At 57.9% G+C, this 17,228-nt stretch carries 16 protein-coding genes; 13 read left to right on the top strand and 3 right to left on the bottom strand.

The features are described 5' to 3' along the window. Nucleotide 1: 1 nt before the first annotated feature. The 12 genes from murD to mutT all read left to right on the top strand — a co-directional run bounded on the left by murD (nt 2) and on the right by mutT (nt 14,372). A complete protein-coding gene (murD, locus tag ENTCL_RS18170) occupies nt 2-1,318 on the top strand; it encodes a UDP-N-acetylmuramoyl-L-alanine--D-glutamate ligase (RefSeq protein WP_013367603.1) in 1,317 nt (438 codons plus the stop codon). Next, complete coding sequence (gene ftsW, locus ENTCL_RS18165) at nt 1,318-2,562, top strand: cell division protein FtsW (protein ID WP_013367602.1); 1,245 nt, start codon at nt 1,318-1,320, stop codon at nt 2,560-2,562. The genes murD and ftsW overlap by 1 nt, the downstream gene beginning before the upstream one ends. Next, complete coding sequence (murG, locus tag ENTCL_RS18160; protein WP_013367601.1) at nt 2,559-3,626, top strand: undecaprenyldiphospho-muramoylpentapeptide beta-N-acetylglucosaminyltransferase; 1,068 nt, start codon at nt 2,559-2,561, stop codon at nt 3,624-3,626. The genes ftsW and murG overlap by 4 nt, the downstream gene beginning before the upstream one ends. 60 nt (nt 3,627-3,686) lie before the next feature. Then, a complete protein-coding gene (murC, locus tag ENTCL_RS18155) occupies nt 3,687-5,162 on the top strand; it encodes a UDP-N-acetylmuramate--L-alanine ligase (protein WP_013367600.1) in 1,476 nt (491 codons plus the stop codon). Further along, nucleotides 5,155-6,075, top strand: coding sequence for a D-alanine--D-alanine ligase (locus ENTCL_RS18150; protein ID WP_013367599.1), 921 nt, complete (start codon nt 5,155-5,157; stop codon nt 6,073-6,075). The genes murC and ENTCL_RS18150 overlap by 8 nt, the downstream gene beginning before the upstream one ends. Before the next feature lies 1 nt (nt 6,076). After that, nucleotides 6,077-6,913, top strand: a complete 837-nt coding sequence (gene ftsQ, locus ENTCL_RS18145) for a cell division protein FtsQ (RefSeq protein ID WP_013367598.1) — start codon at nt 6,077-6,079, stop codon at nt 6,911-6,913. Next, on the top strand, nt 6,910-8,166 hold the full coding sequence (gene ftsA, locus ENTCL_RS18140) for a cell division protein FtsA (RefSeq protein WP_013367597.1): 1,257 nt from the start codon (nt 6,910-6,912) through the stop codon (nt 8,164-8,166). Before ftsQ ends, ftsA begins: the two co-directional genes overlap by 4 nt. A 63-nt stretch (nt 8,167-8,229) precedes the next feature. Then, nucleotides 8,230-9,381 (top strand): cell division protein FtsZ, encoded by a 1,152-nt coding sequence (gene ftsZ, locus ENTCL_RS18135; protein ID WP_013367596.1) that lies wholly within the window; start codon nt 8,230-8,232, stop codon nt 9,379-9,381. Nucleotides 9,382-9,481: 100 nt separating this feature from the next. Then, complete coding sequence (gene lpxC / locus ENTCL_RS18130) at nt 9,482-10,399, top strand: UDP-3-O-acyl-N-acetylglucosamine deacetylase (protein WP_013367595.1); 918 nt, start codon at nt 9,482-9,484, stop codon at nt 10,397-10,399. Between the two features lie 252 nt (nt 10,400-10,651). Next, nucleotides 10,652-11,155, top strand: a complete 504-nt coding sequence (gene secM, locus ENTCL_RS18125) for a secA translation cis-regulator SecM (RefSeq protein ID WP_013367594.1) — start codon at nt 10,652-10,654, stop codon at nt 11,153-11,155. Between the two features lie 61 nt (nt 11,156-11,216). Then, entirely contained in the window at nt 11,217-13,922 is a 2,706-nt protein-coding gene (secA, locus tag ENTCL_RS18120; RefSeq protein WP_013367593.1) for a preprotein translocase subunit SecA, read from the top strand. A 57-nt stretch (nt 13,923-13,979) separates the two neighbouring features. Next, the gene (mutT, locus tag ENTCL_RS18115) at nt 13,980-14,372 is read left to right on the top strand and encodes an 8-oxo-dGTP diphosphatase MutT (RefSeq protein WP_013367592.1); all 393 of its coding nucleotides are present in this window, start codon (nt 13,980-13,982) and stop codon (nt 14,370-14,372) included. Here the strand turns inward: mutT and yacG are convergent. From yacG to coaE, 3 genes are read right to left on the bottom strand one after another with little or no spacing between them, the layout of a single operon-like run. Then, complete coding sequence (gene yacG, locus ENTCL_RS18110; protein ID WP_013367591.1) at nt 14,369-14,563, bottom strand: DNA gyrase inhibitor YacG; 195 nt, start codon at nt 14,561-14,563, stop codon at nt 14,369-14,371. The two genes, mutT and yacG, sit on opposite strands and share 4 nt — an antisense overlap. 9 nt (nt 14,564-14,572) lie before the next feature. Beyond that, nucleotides 14,573-15,316 (bottom strand): cell division protein ZapD, encoded by a 744-nt coding sequence (gene zapD / locus ENTCL_RS18105; protein WP_013367590.1) that lies wholly within the window; start codon nt 15,314-15,316, stop codon nt 14,573-14,575. After that, complete coding sequence (gene coaE / locus ENTCL_RS18100; protein ID WP_013367589.1) at nt 15,316-15,936, bottom strand: dephospho-CoA kinase; 621 nt, start codon at nt 15,934-15,936, stop codon at nt 15,316-15,318. The genes zapD and coaE overlap by 1 nt, the downstream gene beginning before the upstream one ends. Before the next feature lie 226 nt (nt 15,937-16,162). Between coaE and ENTCL_RS18095 the strand changes: the two genes are divergently transcribed. Continuing rightward, nucleotides 16,163-17,206, top strand: a complete 1,044-nt coding sequence (locus ENTCL_RS18095; RefSeq protein ID WP_013367588.1) for a GMP reductase — start codon at nt 16,163-16,165, stop codon at nt 17,204-17,206. Nucleotides 17,207-17,228: the final 22 nt, after the last annotated feature.

Genomic DNA, 17,228 nt, shown 5'->3' with positions numbered 1-17,228 from the left:
CATGGCAGATTACCAGGGCAAAAATGTGGTCATCGTCGGTCTTGGACTGACCGGTCTTTCCTGCGTTAATTTCTTTCTGGCGCAGGGCGTTACCCCGCGCGTGATGGATACCCGTGCGACGCCGCCGGGTCTGGATAAGCTGCCGGAGCAGGTCGAGCGCTACGTCAGCGGTCTGAATGACGACTGGCTGCTGGCGGCGGACCTGATCGTGGCAAGCCCTGGTATCGCCCTGTCGCATCCGTCGTTAAGCGCGGCGGCGGATGCCGGCGTGGAAATCGTTGGCGACATCGAGCTGTTCTGCCGTGAAGCGCAGGCGCCTGTTGTAGCGATTACCGGCTCAAACGGTAAAAGCACCGTCACAACGCTGGTCGGCGAGATGGCGAAAGCGGCGGGCGTTAACGTCGGCGTCGGCGGCAATATCGGGTTACCGGCGCTGATGCTGCTGGACGTTTCCCGCGAGCTGTACGTGCTTGAACTTTCAAGCTTCCAGCTGGAGACCACCTCCAGTCTGCAGGCGGCGGCCGCGACGATCCTCAACGTTACTGAAGATCATATGGATCGCTATCCGCTGGGCCTGCAGCAGTACCGCGCGGCAAAACTGCGCGTGTATGAGAACGCTAAAGTCTGCGTGGTGAACGCCGATGACGCGCTGACGATGCCGGTGCGCGGCGCCGATGAGCGCTGCATCAGCTTTGGCATCAATATGGGCGATTACCACCTCAACCGCCAGCAGGGCGAGACCTGGCTGCGGGTGAAAGGTGAAAAAGTGCTGAACGTGAAAGAGATGAAGCTCAGCGGTCAGCATAACTATACCAACGCGCTGGCGGCGCTGGCGCTGGCGGATGCCGCGGGGCTGCCGCGGGCCAGCAGCCTGAAGGCGTTGACCACGTTTGGCGGCCTGGCGCACCGTTTCCAGCTGGCGCTGGAGCATAACGGCGTACGCTGGATTAACGATTCGAAGGCCACCAACGTCGGCAGTACGGAGGCGGCGCTGAACGGTCTGCACGTCGACGGCACCCTTTGGCTGCTGCTCGGCGGCGACGGAAAATCCGCCGATTTTGCGCCGCTGAAGCGCTACCTGACGGGAGATAACATTCGCCTGTACTGCTTTGGCCGCGACGGCGATGAGCTGGCGGCGCTGCGTCCGGAGGTCTCCACGCTGACGGAGACCATGGAGCAGGCGATGCGTCTTATTGCGCCGCAGGTGAAGCCGGGGGATATGGTGTTGCTCTCTCCGGCCTGCGCCAGCCTCGATCAGTTCAAGAATTTTGAGCAGCGCGGGGATATCTTTACCCGTCTGGCGAAGGAGTTAGGCTGATGCGTTTATCTCTCCCTCGCCTGAGAATGCCGCACCTGCCGGGATCGGGGATCCTGGTCTGGCTGTTTTCGGCATTAAAAGGCTGGGTGATGGGGTCCAGGCCGAAAGATAACGACAGCCTGGTGATGTACGATCGCACCCTGCTGTGGCTGACGCTTGGCCTGGCGGCGGTTGGCTTCATTATGGTGACGTCGGCGTCGATGCCCGTTGGGCAGCGTCTGGCCAACGACCCGTTCCTGTTCGCCAAGCGTGACGGTCTGTATATCATCCTCGCGTTTCTTCTGGGGCTCATCACGCTGCGCCTGCCGATGGAGTTCTGGCAGCGCCACAGTACGGCCATGCTAATCGCCTCTATCGGCATGCTGCTTATCGTCCTGGTCGTCGGCAGTTCGGTTAACGGCGCGTCGCGCTGGATAGCGCTGGGGCCGCTGCGTATTCAGCCTGCGGAATTTACCAAGCTGTCGCTGTTTTGCTACATCGCCAACTATCTGGTGCGTAAGGCTGATGAGGTGCGCAACAACCTGCGCGGCTTCTTAAAGCCGATGGGCGTTATCTTTGTGCTGGCGATCCTGCTGCTGGCGCAGCCGGACCTCGGGACCGTGGTGGTGCTGTTCGTCACGACGCTGGCGATGCTGTTTCTGGCGGGCGCCAAGCTGTGGCAGTTCATCGCGATCATCGGCATGGGGATCTCGGCGGTTGTTCTGCTTATCCTTGCGGAGCCGTACCGTATTCGCCGCGTAACGTCATTCTGGAACCCGTGGGAAGATCCGTTTGGCAGCGGCTATCAGCTGACCCAGTCGCTGATGGCGTTCGGCCGCGGCGAAATGTGGGGCCAGGGGCTCGGCAATTCGGTGCAAAAGCTGGAATACCTGCCGGAAGCGCACACTGACTTCATCTTCGCGATTATCGCGGAGGAGTTAGGTTATATCGGTGTGGTGCTGGCGCTTTTAATGGTATTCTTCGTCGCTTTCCGCGCCATGTCCATTGGCCGCAAGGCGCTGGAACTTGACCAGCGTTTTTCCGGTTTTCTGGCCTGCGCCATCGGCGTCTGGTTTAGCTTCCAGGCGCTGGTTAACGTCGGCGCGGCGGCGGGGATGCTGCCGACAAAAGGTCTGACGCTGCCGCTTATCAGCTACGGCGGCTCCAGTCTGCTGATTATGTCGACGGCCATTATGCTGCTGTTACGTATTGATTATGAAACGCGTCTGGAGAAAGCTCAGGCGTTTACACGGGGTGTGCGATGAGTGGTCAGGTGAAGCGGTTGATGGTGATGGCTGGCGGTACCGGCGGACACGTGTTCCCGGGGCTGGCGGTTGCGCATCATCTGATGGAGCAGGGCTGGCAGGTGCGCTGGCTCGGCACCGCCGATCGTATGGAAGCAGACCTGGTGCCGAAGCACGGCATTGAGATTGATTTTATCCGCATTTCCGGTTTGCGCGGCAAAGGGCTGAAGGCGCTGGCGCTGGCGCCGGTTCGTATCTTCAACGCCTGGCGTCAGGCGCGGGCGATTATGAAACGCTATCAGCCGGACGTGGTGCTGGGCATGGGCGGCTATGTCTCCGGCCCGGGCGGCCTGGCGGCCTGGTCGCTGGGGATCCCGGTAGTGCTCCATGAGCAGAACGGGATTGCCGGATTGACCAACAAGTGGCTGGCGAAAATCGCCACGACGGTGATGCAGGCGTTTCCCGGCGCGTTTCCCAATGCCGAGGTCGTGGGCAACCCGGTACGCGTCGATGTGCTGGCGCTGCCGCTGCCGCAGCAGCGTCTGTCGGGGCGCGAAGGCCCGAAGCGCGTGCTGGTGGTCGGCGGTTCGCAGGGCGCGCGCGTGCTTAATCAGACGATGCCGCTGGTGGCCGCTAAGCTCGGCGACAGCGTGACTATCTGGCATCAGAGCGGGAAGGGCGCGGAACAGGCGGTGCAGCAGGCTTACGCCGAAGCGGGCCAGCCGCAGCACAAAGTGACGGAATTTATTGACGATATGGCCGCGGCCTACGCCTGGGCTGACGTCGTGGTTTGCCGCTCGGGCGCGCTGACGGTCAGTGAAATTGCCGCCGCCGGTTTGCCAGCCGTTTTTGTGCCGTTCCAGCATAAGGACCGTCAGCAGTACTGGAACGCGCTGCCGCTGGAGCAAGCGGGTGCAGCGAAGATTTTTGAACAACCGCAGTTCACCGCCGACGCGGTTGCCAGCACGCTTGAGAGCTGGGACAGAAATACCTTACTGGAGATGGCTGAACGCGCTCGCGCCGCCGCCATCCCGGACGCCACGGAGCGGGTGGCAAACGAAGTGAGCCTGGCAGCCCAGGCTTGATGATCGCGGCGCTCGTTTGGCGTTGCATGAATTTTTGAAGTAGTCGATGGCGTTTAGAAGATGAATACACAACAACTGGCAAAACTGCGTTCCATTGTGCCCGAGATGCGTCGCGTCCGGCACATCCACTTTGTTGGCATCGGCGGTGCCGGCATGGGCGGTATTGCCGAAGTGTTGGCCAACGAAGGGTATCAGATCAGCGGTTCGGATTTAGCGCCGAACCCGGTGACTCAGCAGCTTTCCGCGCTGGGCGCGACGATTTATTTCAACCATCGCCCGGAAAACGTTCGTGATGCGAGCGTGGTGGTGGTGTCGAGCGCGATTTCGGCGGAAAACCCGGAAATCGTTGCGGCGCATGAGGCGCGTATTCCGGTGATTCGCCGTGCGGAGATGCTGGCGGAGCTGATGCGTTTTCGTCACGGCATTGCGATTGCCGGAACCCACGGCAAAACCACCACCACTGCGATGGTGGCAAGTATTTATGCGGAAGCCGGGCTCGACCCGACCTTCGTGAACGGCGGTCTGGTGAAAGCCGCAGGCGTGCACGCGCGTCTGGGCAACAGCCGCTACCTGATTGCGGAAGCGGACGAAAGCGATGCGTCGTTCCTGCACCTGCAGCCGATGGTGGCTATTGTGACCAATATCGAAGCCGACCATATGGATACTTACCAGGGCGACTTCGAAAATTTAAAGCAGACCTTTATTAATTTTCTGCACAACCTGCCGTTTTATGGCCGTGCGGTAATGTGCGTGGACGATCCAGTGATCCGCGAGCTGCTGCCGCGCGTAGGGCGTCAAATCACCACCTACGGCTTTAGCGACGACGCCGACGTGCGCGTTGAAGACTACAGCCAAATCGGCGCGCAGGGGCATTTCACCCTGATTCGCCAGGACAAAGCGGTGCTGAACGTCGTTCTGAACGCGCCGGGGCGCCACAATGCGCTCAACGCGGCGGCGGCGGTTGCGGTGGCCACGGAAGAGGGGATTGACGATGAGTCTATCCTGCGCGCGCTGGCAAGCTTCCAGGGCACCGGTCGCCGCTTTGATTTCCTCGGCGAATTCCCGCTGCAGGAGGTGAACGGTAAAAGCGGCAGCGCCATGCTGGTCGACGACTACGGCCATCACCCCACGGAAGTGGATGCGACCATTAAAGCCGCCCGTGCCGGCTGGCCGGATAAGAATCTGGTCATGCTGTTCCAGCCGCACCGCTTTACCCGTACGCGCGATCTGTACGACGATTTCGCTAACGTGTTGACGCAGGTCGATGCGCTACTGATGCTGGATGTCTACCCGGCGGGCGAAGCGCCGATCCCGGGCGCCGACAGCCGCTCGCTGTGCCGCACAATTCGCGGCCGCGGTAAAGTTGACCCGATTCTGGTCTCCGATCCGGCGCAGGTGGCGGAAATGCTGGCCCCTGTTCTGACCGGAAACGATCTGATTTTGGTTCAGGGGGCGGGGAATATCGGCAAAATCGCGCGTAACCTGGCTGAAATCAAACTTAGACCGCAGGGGCAGGAGGATGATCGCCATGGCTGATAAAATCGCCGTCCTGCTTGGCGGGACGTCCGCGGAGCGCGAGGTATCGCTCAACTCCGGCGCGGCGGTGCTGGCCGGTTTACGCGAAGCCGGCGTTGATGCTTATGCCGTTGATCCGCGTGATGAAGATATCACCCTTCTGAAAAGCAAGGGATTTAAGAAAGCGTTTATTGCCCTTCACGGCCGCGGCGGTGAAGATGGAACGTTGCAGGGTTTACTGGAGCTTACCGGCATTCCCTATACCGGCAGCGGCGTGATGGCGTCCGCCATCTCTATGGACAAGCTGCGCAGCAAGCTGCTGTGGCAGGGGGCGGGGCTTCCCGTGGCGCCGTGGGTGGCGCTGACCCGCGCCCAGTTCTCGCAGGGCCTGTCAGCCGAGGATTCGCAGCGCATTGCGGCGCTGGGTTTGCCGCTGATCGTCAAGCCGAGCCGCGAAGGTTCCAGCGTCGGTATGTCGAAGGTCAGCGAAAGTCGTGCGCTCGATGCGGCGTTAGCGCTGGCATTTCAGCACGATGACGAAGTTCTGATAGAAAAATGGTTAAGCGGACCGGAATTTACCGTTGCCGTGGTTGGCGAAGAAATTTTGCCGTCAATTCGCATCCAACCTGCCGGAACCTTCTATGATTATGAGGCGAAGTATCTCTCTGACGAGACGAAATATTTCTGCCCTGGTTGTGAAGATCCGCAGCGTGAAGAAGAAATGAAAGCGCTGGTGCTGAAAGCCTGGAATATTCTTGGGTGTTCAGGCTGGGGGCGTATTGACGTCATGCAGGACGAAGACGGTCAGTTGTATCTGCTGGAAGCGAATACCTCTCCGGGTATGACCAGCCACAGCCTGGTGCCGATGGCGGCGCGTCAGGCGGGCATGAGCTTCTCGCAGCTGGTGGTTCGCATTCTGGACCTGGCGGGTTGATATGTCGCAGGCAGCGCTGAATACGCGGAATCGTGAAGAAGAGATCTCCTCTTCGCGACGTAATAATGGAGCACGTCTTGCAGGGATTGTGTTCCTGCTGGCGGTATTATGCACCGTGTTGATGAGCGGCTGGGTGGTGCTCGGCTGGATGGAAGATGCTCAGCGATTGCCGATATCAAAACTGGTGGTGACGGGCGAACGTCACTATACGCGCAACGATGATATCCGCCAGACCATACTGGCGCTGGGTTCGCCAGGAACGTTTATGACTCAGGACGTCAATATTATCCAGAGTCAGATCGAGCGTTTGCCGTGGATTAAGCAGGCGAGCGTTCGCAAGCAGTGGCCGGACGAATTGAAGATTCATCTGGTTGAATATGTGCCCATTGCGCGTTGGAATGATCAGCACATGGTCGATGCCGACGGCAATGCGTTCAGCGTACCGGCGGATCGCGCCAGTAAGCAGAATTTACCCATGCTGTACGGTCCTGAAGGCAGTGAAAACGAAGTGCTTCAGGGATATCGCGACATGGGGCAGGTACTGGCTAAAGGGAAGTTTTCGTTGAAAGTGGCGGCGATGACCGCACGCCGCTCCTGGCAGTTAACGTTGAGCAATGACATTAAGCTCAACCTGGGACGCGGCGATACGATGAAACGCCTTGAGCGCTTTTTAGAACTCTACCCGGTTCTTCAGCAGCAGGCGCAAACCGATGGCAAACGGATTAGCTATGTTGATTTGCGATATGACTCAGGCGCAGCGGTGGGTTGGCAGCCAGCTCCGGCTCCCGTAGAGGATACACATCAACAACAGAATCAGGCACAGGCAGAGCAACAATGATCAAGGCGACGGACAGAAAACTGGTAGTAGGACTGGAAATTGGTACCGCGAAGGTAGCCGCTTTGGTAGGGGAAGTTCTGCCCGACGGAATGGTGAATATCATCGGCGTGGGCAGCTGCCCGTCCCGGGGTATGGACAAAGGCGGGGTGAACGACCTGGAGTCCGTGGTGAAGTGCGTACAGCGCGCCATCGACCAGGCCGAACTGATGGCGGATTGCCAGATCTCCTCCGTATATCTGGCGCTTTCCGGTAAGCACATAAGCTGTCAGAATGAAATCGGCATGGTGCCGATTTCCGAAGAAGAAGTGACGCAGGAAGATGTCGAAAACGTGGTGCATACGGCGAAGTCCGTACGCGTGCGCGACGAGCATCGTGTTCTGCACGTGATCCCGCAGGAATATGCGATTGACTACCAGGAAGGGATTAAAAATCCGGTCGGTCTGTCGGGTGTTCGTATGCAGGCGAAGGTGCACCTGATCACCTGCCATAACGATATGGCGAAAAACATTGTTAAAGCGGTGGAACGTTGTGGTCTGAAAGTTGACCAACTTATTTTCGCCGGGCTGGCGTCCAGCTATTCCGTATTAACGGAAGACGAACGTGAGCTGGGTGTCTGCGTGGTGGATATCGGCGGTGGTACAATGGATATCGCCGTGTATACCGGCGGCGCGCTGCGTCACACCAAAGTTATCCCTTATGCCGGGAACGTGGTGACCAGCGATATCGCGTATGCCTTCGGCACGCCGCCGAGCGACGCGGAAGCGATTAAGGTGCGTCACGGCTGCGCGCTGGGCTCTATCGTCGGCAAAGACGAGAGCGTAGAGGTGCCGAGCGTGGGCGGGCGTCCGCCGCGCAGTCTGCAGCGTCAGACGCTGGCGGAAGTGATTGAGCCGCGTTACACCGAGCTGCTGAACCTCGTTAACGAGGAAATTTTACAGTTACAGGAACAGCTTCGTCAGCAGGGGGTGAAGCATCACCTGGCGGCGGGGATTGTATTAACCGGTGGCGCGGCGCAAATTGAGGGCCTGGCGGCCTGTGCGCAGCGGGTGTTCCACACGCAGGTGCGCATCGGCGCGCCGCTGAACATCACCGGCCTGACGGATTATGCCCAGGAGCCGTATTACTCGACGGCGGTGGGCCTGCTTCACTACGGGAAAGAATCCCATCTGAGTGGTGAGGCTGAAGTGGAAAAGCGCGTCGCAGTGAGTTCATGGATTAAGCGAATTAATACCTGGCTGCGAAAAGAGTTTTAATTTTTTTAAGAGAACGCCGACAATTCGCGTTCTCAGGCGACAGGCACAAAACGGAGAGAAACTATGTTTGAACCTATGGAACTGACCAACGACGCGGTGATTAAAGTCATCGGCGTCGGTGGCGGCGGCGGTAATGCCGTTGAACACATGGTGCGCGAGCGCATCGAAGGTGTTGAATTCTTCGCAGTGAACACCGACGCCCAGGCGTTGCGTAAGACTGCGGTTGGCCAGACCATTCAGATCGGTAGCGGTATTACCAAAGGTCTGGGCGCGGGCGCAAACCCGGAAGTTGGCCGTAATGCAGCCGACGAAGATCGCGAGGCGCTGCGCGCAGCCCTTGACGGCGCCGACATGGTGTTCATCGCCGCCGGTATGGGCGGTGGTACCGGTACTGGCGCAGCCCCGGTTGTGGCTGAAGTAGCAAAAGATTTAGGTATTCTGACCGTGGCCGTCGTGACTAAGCCTTTCAACTTTGAAGGCAAAAAGCGTATGGCGTTTGCGGAGCAGGGTATCGCCGAGCTGTCCAAACACGTGGACTCTCTGATCACCATTCCAAACGACAAGCTGCTGAAAGTGCTGGGTCGCGGCATTTCTCTGCTCGACGCGTTCGGCGCGGCGAACGACGTGCTGAAAGGCGCGGTGCAGGGTATTGCCGAACTGATTACCCGTCCGGGCCTGATGAACGTCGACTTTGCGGACGTACGTACCGTGATGTCCGAAATGGGCTATGCAATGATGGGTTCCGGCGTGGCCAGCGGTGAAGACCGTGCGGAAGAAGCGGCTGAAATGGCTATTTCTTCTCCGCTGCTGGAAGATATCGATCTGTCCGGCGCGCGCGGCGTACTGGTCAACATCACGGCGGGCTTCGACCTGCGTCTGGACGAGTTTGAAACCGTGGGTAACACTATCCGCGCGTTTGCCTCTGACAACGCGACCGTGGTTATCGGTACCTCTCTGGATCCAGAGATGAACGACGAACTGCGCGTAACGGTCGTTGCGACCGGTATCGGCATGGACAAACGTCCGGAAATTACGCTGGTGACCAATAAGCAACAGCAGCAGCCGGTGATGGATCGCTATCAGCAGCACGGTATGGCGCCGCTGTCACAGGAACAAAAAACAGTAGCCAAAGTGGTTAACGACAATACGCCGCAAACCACTAAAGAACCTGATTATCTGGATATCCCGGCGTTCCTGCGCAAGCAGGCGGACTAAGAATACGCTGGAATTTGGGAATCGGCGCTCTTTGTGCTAAACTGGCCCGCCAGGTGTATAGTACACTTCGGTTGGATAGGTAATTTGGCGAGATTATACGATGATCAAACAAAGGACTCTTAAACGTATCGTTCAGGCGACTGGCGTCGGTTTACATACCGGCAAGAAGGTCACGCTGACGCTGCGCCCTGCGCCGGCAAATACCGGGGTCATCTATCGTCGCACCGACTTGAATCCACCGGTAGATTTTCCGGCAGATGCCAAATCTGTGCGTGATACCATGCTCTGTACTTGCCTGGTTAATGAGCATGACGTACGGATTTCAACAGTTGAGCACTTGAATGCTGCGCTGGCGGGTTTGGGTATCGACAACATTGTTATTGAAGTCGATGCGCCTGAAATCCCGATCATGGACGGCAGCGCCGCGCCGTTTGTTTATCTGTTGCTGGATGCCGGCATCGATGAACTGAACTGCGCGAAGAAATTTGTGCGTATTAAAGACACGGTCCGCGTTCAGGACGGCGACAAGTGGGCTGAATTCAAGCCGTACAATGGTTTTTCGCTGGATTTCACCATCGATTTTAACCATCCGGCCATTGATAGCAGCAACCAGCGCTATAAGCTGAATTTCTCCGCGGATGCGTTCATGCGCCAGATTAGCCGTGCACGTACCTTCGGCTTCATGCGTGATATCGAATATCTGCAGTCCCGCGGCCTGGCCCTGGGCGGCAGCTTCGATTGTGCCATCGTTGTTGACGATTATCGCGTATTGAACGAAGACGGTCTGCGTTTCGAAGACGAATTCGTGCGTCACAAAATGCTCGATGCGATCGGTGACCTGTTTATGTGTGGTCACAATATCATCGGCGCATTTACGGCGTACAAATCCGGCCACGCGCTGAATAACAAGCTGCTTCAGGCGGTTCTTGCTAAGCAGGAAGCCTGGGAGTTTGTGACCTTCGAAGACGACGCCGAACTGCCGCTGGCATTCAAAGCACCATCAATGGTTCTGGCGTAAGCCTGACCATCGCGTAAATTCGACTGGTAACCTGGTACTCTCTCCGACCAGGAAACCAGTCGTTTTTTCTTTTTTAGCCCTCCCGTCGTTTCTTTTCCCCTGCGATCGCTAAGTCATTAGCGCGTTTGTTGTTTTGTTGAGCACTTTTCCCCTTGGTATTTCGTCATTCCTGCTGCCGGATAGCGGCATTAGTGATAAGATTTGGGCGCTAAAAAATTCTTACTGGTTGGTTTAACCCGGGGTGTAAGTGACGTGAGTGGAATACTGACGCGTTGGCGACAGTTTGGCAGACGATACTTCTGGCCGCATCTCCTGTTGGGGATGGTCGCGGCGGGGTTCGGCTTGCCTGCGCTCGGCGGCAGCACCGGGTCGGTTCCGCCGACCAAAGCGGCCAGTAACCATTCGACCCCGGCGAAGGTTAACTTCTCGCAGCTGGCGCTGCTGGAAACCAACCGTCGGCCAACGTTTACCGTCGACTACTGGCATCAGCACGCCATCCGTACGGTCATACGTCATCTCTCTTTCGCCATGGCGCCGCAGGCAAAACCTTCAGCGCAGGCTGCCGCACCGCTGCAGGTGCACCACCTTGCTCTGCTCGACACGCTCAGCGCGCTGCTGATGCGGGAAAGCCAGCCGCCCGCCATCGTGCGCTCGGTGGCCATGGCTTCCGCACCTGATGCCCGGGCGCCGTTCTGCGTCGGCCGCTGGATTAGCCAGGTGCAGGGCATCCGCGCCGGACCTCAACGTCTTAGCTAAACGACACCTGAATCTAACGAATAACTAAGACTCCGCAGCGCGGGGCGTTTGAGATTTTATTATGCTAATCAAATTATTAACTAAAGTTTTCGGCAGCCGTAACGATCGTACGCTGCGTCGTATGCGTAAAGTTGTCGGCGTTATCAATGCCATGGAACCGGAGATGGAAAAACTCTCCGATGATGAGCTGAAGGCAAAAACCGCCGAGTTTCGCGCGCGCCTCGAGAAAGGCGAGACCGTTGAAAGCCTGATCCCGGAAGCGTTCGCGGTGGTCCGTGAGGCCAGTAAGCGCGTATTCGGTATGCGTCACTTTGACGTCCAGCTGCTCGGGGGCATGGTGCTCAACGACCGCTGCATCGCCGAAATGCGTACCGGTGAAGGTAAAACCCTGACCGCAACGCTGCCGGCTTACGTTAACGCCCTGTCCGGCAAAGGCGTTCACGTGGTGACCGTCAACGACTATCTGGCCCAGCGCGACGCCGAAAACAACCGCCCGCTGTTTGAATTCCTCGGCATGTCCGTCGGTATCAACCTGCCGGGAATGCCGGCGCCAGCCAAGCGTGAAGCCTATGCCGCCGACATCACCTACGGCACCAACAACGAATACGGCTTCGACTATCTGCGCGACAACATGGCGTTCAGCCCGGAAGAGCGCGTACAGCGTAAGCTGCACTATGCGCTGGTGGATGAGGTCGACTCCATCCTTATCGATGAAGCGCGTACGCCGCTTATCATCTCCGGCCCGGCGGAAGACAGCTCTGAGATGTACCGCCAGGTAAACAAAATTATTCCGCATCTGATCCGTCAGGAGAAAGAAGACTCCGATACCTTCCAGGGCGAAGGGCACTTCTCCGTAGATGAAAAAGCGCGTCAGGTGAACCTCACCGAGCGTGGTCTGGTGCTGGTGGAAGAGCTGCTGGTCAATGAAGGCATCATGGACGAGGGCGAGTCACTGTACTCTCCGGCGAACATCATGCTTATGCACCACGTGACCGCGGCGCTGCGCGCGCATGCGCTGTTCACCCGTGATGTGGACTACATTGTCAAAGACGGCGAAGTCATTATCGTCGATGAGCACACCGGCCGTACCATGCAGGGCCGCCGCTGGTCTGATGGTCTGCATCAGGCGGTGGAAGCCAAAGAAGGCGTGGAAATCCAGAATGAAAACCAGACGCTGGCGTCTATCACCTTCCAGAACTACTTCCGTCTGTACGAGAAGCTGGCGGGGATGACCGGTACTGCGGATACCGAAGCGTTTGAATTCAGCTCTATTTATAAGCTGGATACCGTTGTGGTGCCGACCAACCGTCCGATGATCCGTAAGGATATGCCGGATCTGGTCTATATGACCGAAGCAGAAAAAATCCAGGCGATCATCGAAGACATTAAAGAGCGTACCGCCAACGGGCAGCCGGTGCTGGTGGGGACAATCTCCATCGAGAAATCCGAAGTAGTGTCCCGCGAGCTGACCAAAGCCGGTATCAAGCACAACGTACTGAACGCCAAGTTCCACGCCAGCGAAGCGGATATCGTCGCTCAGGCGGGCTACCCGGCAACCGTGACCATCGCTACCAACATGGCGGGTCGTGGTACGGACATCGTGCTGGGCGGCAGCTGGCAGGCGGAAATCGCCCAGCTCGAAAACCCGACCAGCGAGCAGATTGCGAAGATCAAGGCCGACTGGCAGGTTCGTCACGAAGCCGTTCTGGCGGCGGGCGGTCTGCACATCGTTGGCACCGAGCGTCACGAATCCCGTCGTATCGACAACCAGCTGCGCGGCCGTTCCGGTCGTCAGGGCGATGCCGGTTCTTCCCGCTTCTACCTGTCGATGGAAGATGCCCTGATGCGTATCTTTGCCTCTGACCGCGTGTCGGGCATGATGCGTAAGCTGGGGATGAAGCCGGGCGAAGCGATTGAGCACCCGTGGGTGACCAAAGCGATCGCCAACGCACAGCGTAAAGTGGAAAGCCGCAACTTCGATATCCGTAAGCAGCTGCTTGAGTATGACGATGTGGCGAACGATCAGCGTCGCGCTATCTACACCCAGCGTAACGAACTGCTGGACGTGTCGGACGTGAGCGAAACTATTGCCAGCATCCGTGAAGACGTCTTCAAGGCGACCATCGATGCGCATATTCCGCCGCAGTCGCTGGAAGAAATGTGGGATATTCCGGGCCTGCAGGAGCGTCTGAAAAACGATTTCGACCTCGAATTGCCGATTTCCGAATGGCTGGATAAAGAGCCAGAGCTGCACGAAGAGACCCTGCGTGAGCGTATTCTGCAGAGCGCCATCGAAGTGTATCAGCGTAAAGAGGAAGTGGTTGGCACCGAGATGATGCGCCACTTCGAAAAAGGCGTGATGCTGCAGACGCTGGATTCCCTGTGGAAAGAGCACCTCGCGGCGATGGACTATCTGCGTCAGGGTATTCACCTGCGCGGTTACGCGCAGAAGGATCCGAAGCAGGAGTACAAGCGCGAGTCCTTCTCCATGTTTGCCGCCATGCTGGAGTCGCTGAAGTATGAGGTCATCAGCACCCTGAGCAAGGTGCAGGTGCGCCTGCCGGAAGAAGTTGAAGCGATGGAGCAGCAGCGTCGTGAGGAGGCCGAGCGCCTGACTCAGATGCAGCAGCTCAGCCATCAGGATGACGATACCGCTGCGGCTGAAATGCTGGCGGCGCAGACCGGCGATCGCAAAGTGGGACGTAACGATCCGTGCCCGTGCGGTTCAGGTAAAAAATATAAACAGTGCCATGGCCGTTTGAGCTAAGGGACTGAATAAAAACGAAGGCGCAGGTGACTGCGCCTTTTTTATGGATATAAGACAATGAAAATACTGCATATCTCAACGGGTATTATCCGTAATGCGCAGGGGGAGATCTTCATTACCCAGCGTGCTGCCGATGCCCATATGGCCAACAAGTGGGAGTTCCCGGGCGGTAAGATCGAGGACGGCGAATCGGCCGAGCAGGCGATGGTGCGTGAGCTCCAGGAAGAGGTCGGCATTGTGGCGCGCAACGCGGTGCTGTTCGACAAACTGGAATACCAGTTTCCGGACCGGCACATCACGCTGTGGTTCTGGCTGGTGGAAGAGTGGCTGGGCGATCCCTGGGGCAAAGAAGGACAGCCGGGGCGCTGGGTGGCGCAGGGCGAGCTGTTAGCGGCAGCGTTTCCTCCCGCTAACGAGCCGGTTATCGCGAAGCTAATCGCCCAGGCCTAACGTTCTTCCTCGCTCCAGCCGTCGCTATCCGAGAGATCTCCGCTGCTTGGGATCCTTTTTTCTTCTGCGGCCCATTCGCCAAGGTCGATAAGCTGGCAGCGTTTGGAGCAGAAGGGGCGAAACGGGCTCTGCTCCCCCCAAATCACGGTTTTGCCGCAGGTAGGGCAATTTACGGTCGTCTCGTCGTTCATCATCGCTCCTTAACAGCAGGCCAGTTCGAAGTCCAGACGATCGGGCACGATGCCGTTTTCGCTGTCCAGCGGTAAAAAGCGGATGGCGAAGCGGCTTTTATGTCCGGAGATCTGCGGATACAGCTGCGCATCCAGCGCCAGCTGCAGGCGCAGCAGGTCGGCGTCTTCGCCGTTATCCTGGAAAAAGCCGTTCAGGCTGGTCTGTTTGCGGAAAGGCGCCGAGTTGCGCACTAAATCGAGGATCAGATTCAGCGCCTGGTTCATCGGCTGCAGGCTTTCCAGCCAGCGGGCCACCTGCGCATCGCGCGTCGACTGCGGGGAGTGCAGCCAGATATGCAGCGTCGGCAGGTCGAAGCTGCAGCAGCCGCCGGGAATGCTCAGGCGCTGGCGCACCAGGCCAATCAGCCTATCTTCACGCAGCACCTGGCCGACGCGCGGCGCGGTCATCAGCACGCTGCCGCTGGCCTTCAGCTGCTGGCGCAGGGCGTCGATGCGGTGCTGATCGACGCCCGGCACTTCGCTCCACTGCTGCAGTTTACGCTGCTGGCGCTCAAGCTCTTTCAGTAATTCGGTGCGCACTTCGCCGCGTTCGAACACATCCAGTAAGTCCCCGACGTTGCGAAAAAAATGCAGCGCGCTGGCATGATCAACAATCGGCAGATTGCTGTTTAACTGCTGCACCAGAAATTCAATACGCAGCCAGGTACGCATCTTTTCATTAAGAGGGTGTTCGAAGAGGATGTGGGTGTGCATTACGGTTTTTCCTGTGAATCGGCCTGCGCCGCCAGCTTCAGGTATCTGGTGTGCAGGTGGGCAACATCCGATGCAATGGCATCTGGTGTACCGTTGTTATCAATAACATCGTCAGCCACGGCGAGTCGCGCATCGCGCGTTGCCTGGGCCGCAAGGATCTGTTCGGCGTGCTCTTTTGTCACATTATCGCGCTGCACGGTGCGCCGGAGCTGCGTTTCGCGGGAAACGTCAACTACCAGCACGCGGTCAGCTTTTTGCCAGAGGCGATTCTCCACCAGCAGGGGCACAACCCACAGCACGTAGGGTGAGGCGGCCTGCGTCATCTGGCGCTGCGTTTCCGCCTGGATAAGCGGATGGAGAAGCGAATTTAGCCAGGATTTCTCAGTGGGATGGGAAAAAATCGTTTCCCGCAGCAGCCGGCGGTTGAGCGACCCGTCCGCCTGAAGCATCTGCGCGCCGTAGCGTTCGACGATAGCCTCCAGCGCGGGTGTGCCTGGTTCGACCACCTGACGGGCAATCATATCGGCATCGATAACGGTAATTCCCAGATGTGCAAACGCGCTGGCGACGGTGCTTTTGCCGCTGCCGATGCCGCCTGTTAACGCTACCGTATAGCCCATACCACCGATCCTGAGATTATTAGTATTAAAAATCAATTGGTTAAAAATAAGACAAATAAAGCCTGTAGTGAAAAACGTGGAATTCACTATTCACCAGGTAAATTTGTACGATTGTAGCGTAAAAAAAGTGAAAATCGCAGTCTTGCGGCGGGATGATTAGTGCGTATGATAACGTCACTGGAGTTGTGCTTTTAACATTTTTGCCTATAACCCCAGGAATCCGCACATGCGTATTGAAGAAGATCTGAAATTAGGTTTTAAAGACGTTCTTATCCGCCCCAAGCGCTCTACCCTTAAAAGCCGTTCCGATGTTGAGCTGGAACGCGAGTACACCTTTAAACACTCCGCTCAGACATGGTCTGGCGTGCCGATTATCGCCGCGAACATGGACACCGTCGGAACGTTTGCAATGGCGGTCGCGCTGGCCTCTTTCGAGATCCTCACCGCTGTGCATAAACATTATACCGTTGATGAATGGAGCGCGTTCGTTCAGCGTGAATCTGACGCGGTATTGAAATACGTGATGGTTTCTACCGGTACGTCTGACGCGGATTTCGAAAAAACAAAGCAGATCCTGAACCTGCATCCGGCGCTGAACTTTGTGTGCATTGATGTGGCAAATGGCTACTCCGAACACTTTGTGCAGTTTTTGTCAAAAGCGCGCGAAGCATGGCCGAATAAAACCATCTGTGCGGGTAACGTTGTCACCGGCGAAATGTGCGAAGAGCTGATTCTGGCAGGCGCCGATATTGTTAAAGTCGGCATCGGCCCGGGCTCCGTTTGTACCACCCGCGTCAAAACCGGCGTTGGCTATCCGCAGCTGTCCGCGGTGATTGAATGCGCCGACGCGGCGCACGGCCTTGGCGGGCAGATCGTCAGCGACGGCGGTTGCACCATGCCGGGCGACGTGGCTAAAGCCTTCGGCGGCGGCGCAGATTTCGTGATGCTGGGCGGAATGCTGGCCGGTCACGAAGAGAGCGGCGGCAGCGTTGTTGAGGAAAACGGCGAAAAATTCATGCTGTTCTACGGCATGAGCTCCGAGTCGGCGATGAACCGTCACGTAGGCGGCGTAGCGCAGTACCGTGCGGCGGAAGGTAAAACCGTGAAGCTGCCGCTGCGTGGCCCGGTGGAAAATACTGCCCGCGATATCCTCGGCGGCCTGCGTTCAGCCTGTACCTACGTTGGGGCTTCCCGCCTGAAGGAGCTGACCAAGCGTACGACCTTTATTCGCGTGCAGGAACAAGAGAACCGCGTGTTCAACAGCCTGTAACCGATGTGCTGGCGTGCCCGTC

The sequence above is a fragment of the [Enterobacter] lignolyticus SCF1 genome (assembly GCF_000164865.1).
Taxonomy (GTDB): Bacteria; Pseudomonadota; Gammaproteobacteria; order Enterobacterales; family Enterobacteriaceae; genus Enterobacter_B; species Enterobacter_B lignolyticus.
This window is presented reverse-complemented; position numbering and strand designations above follow the sequence as displayed.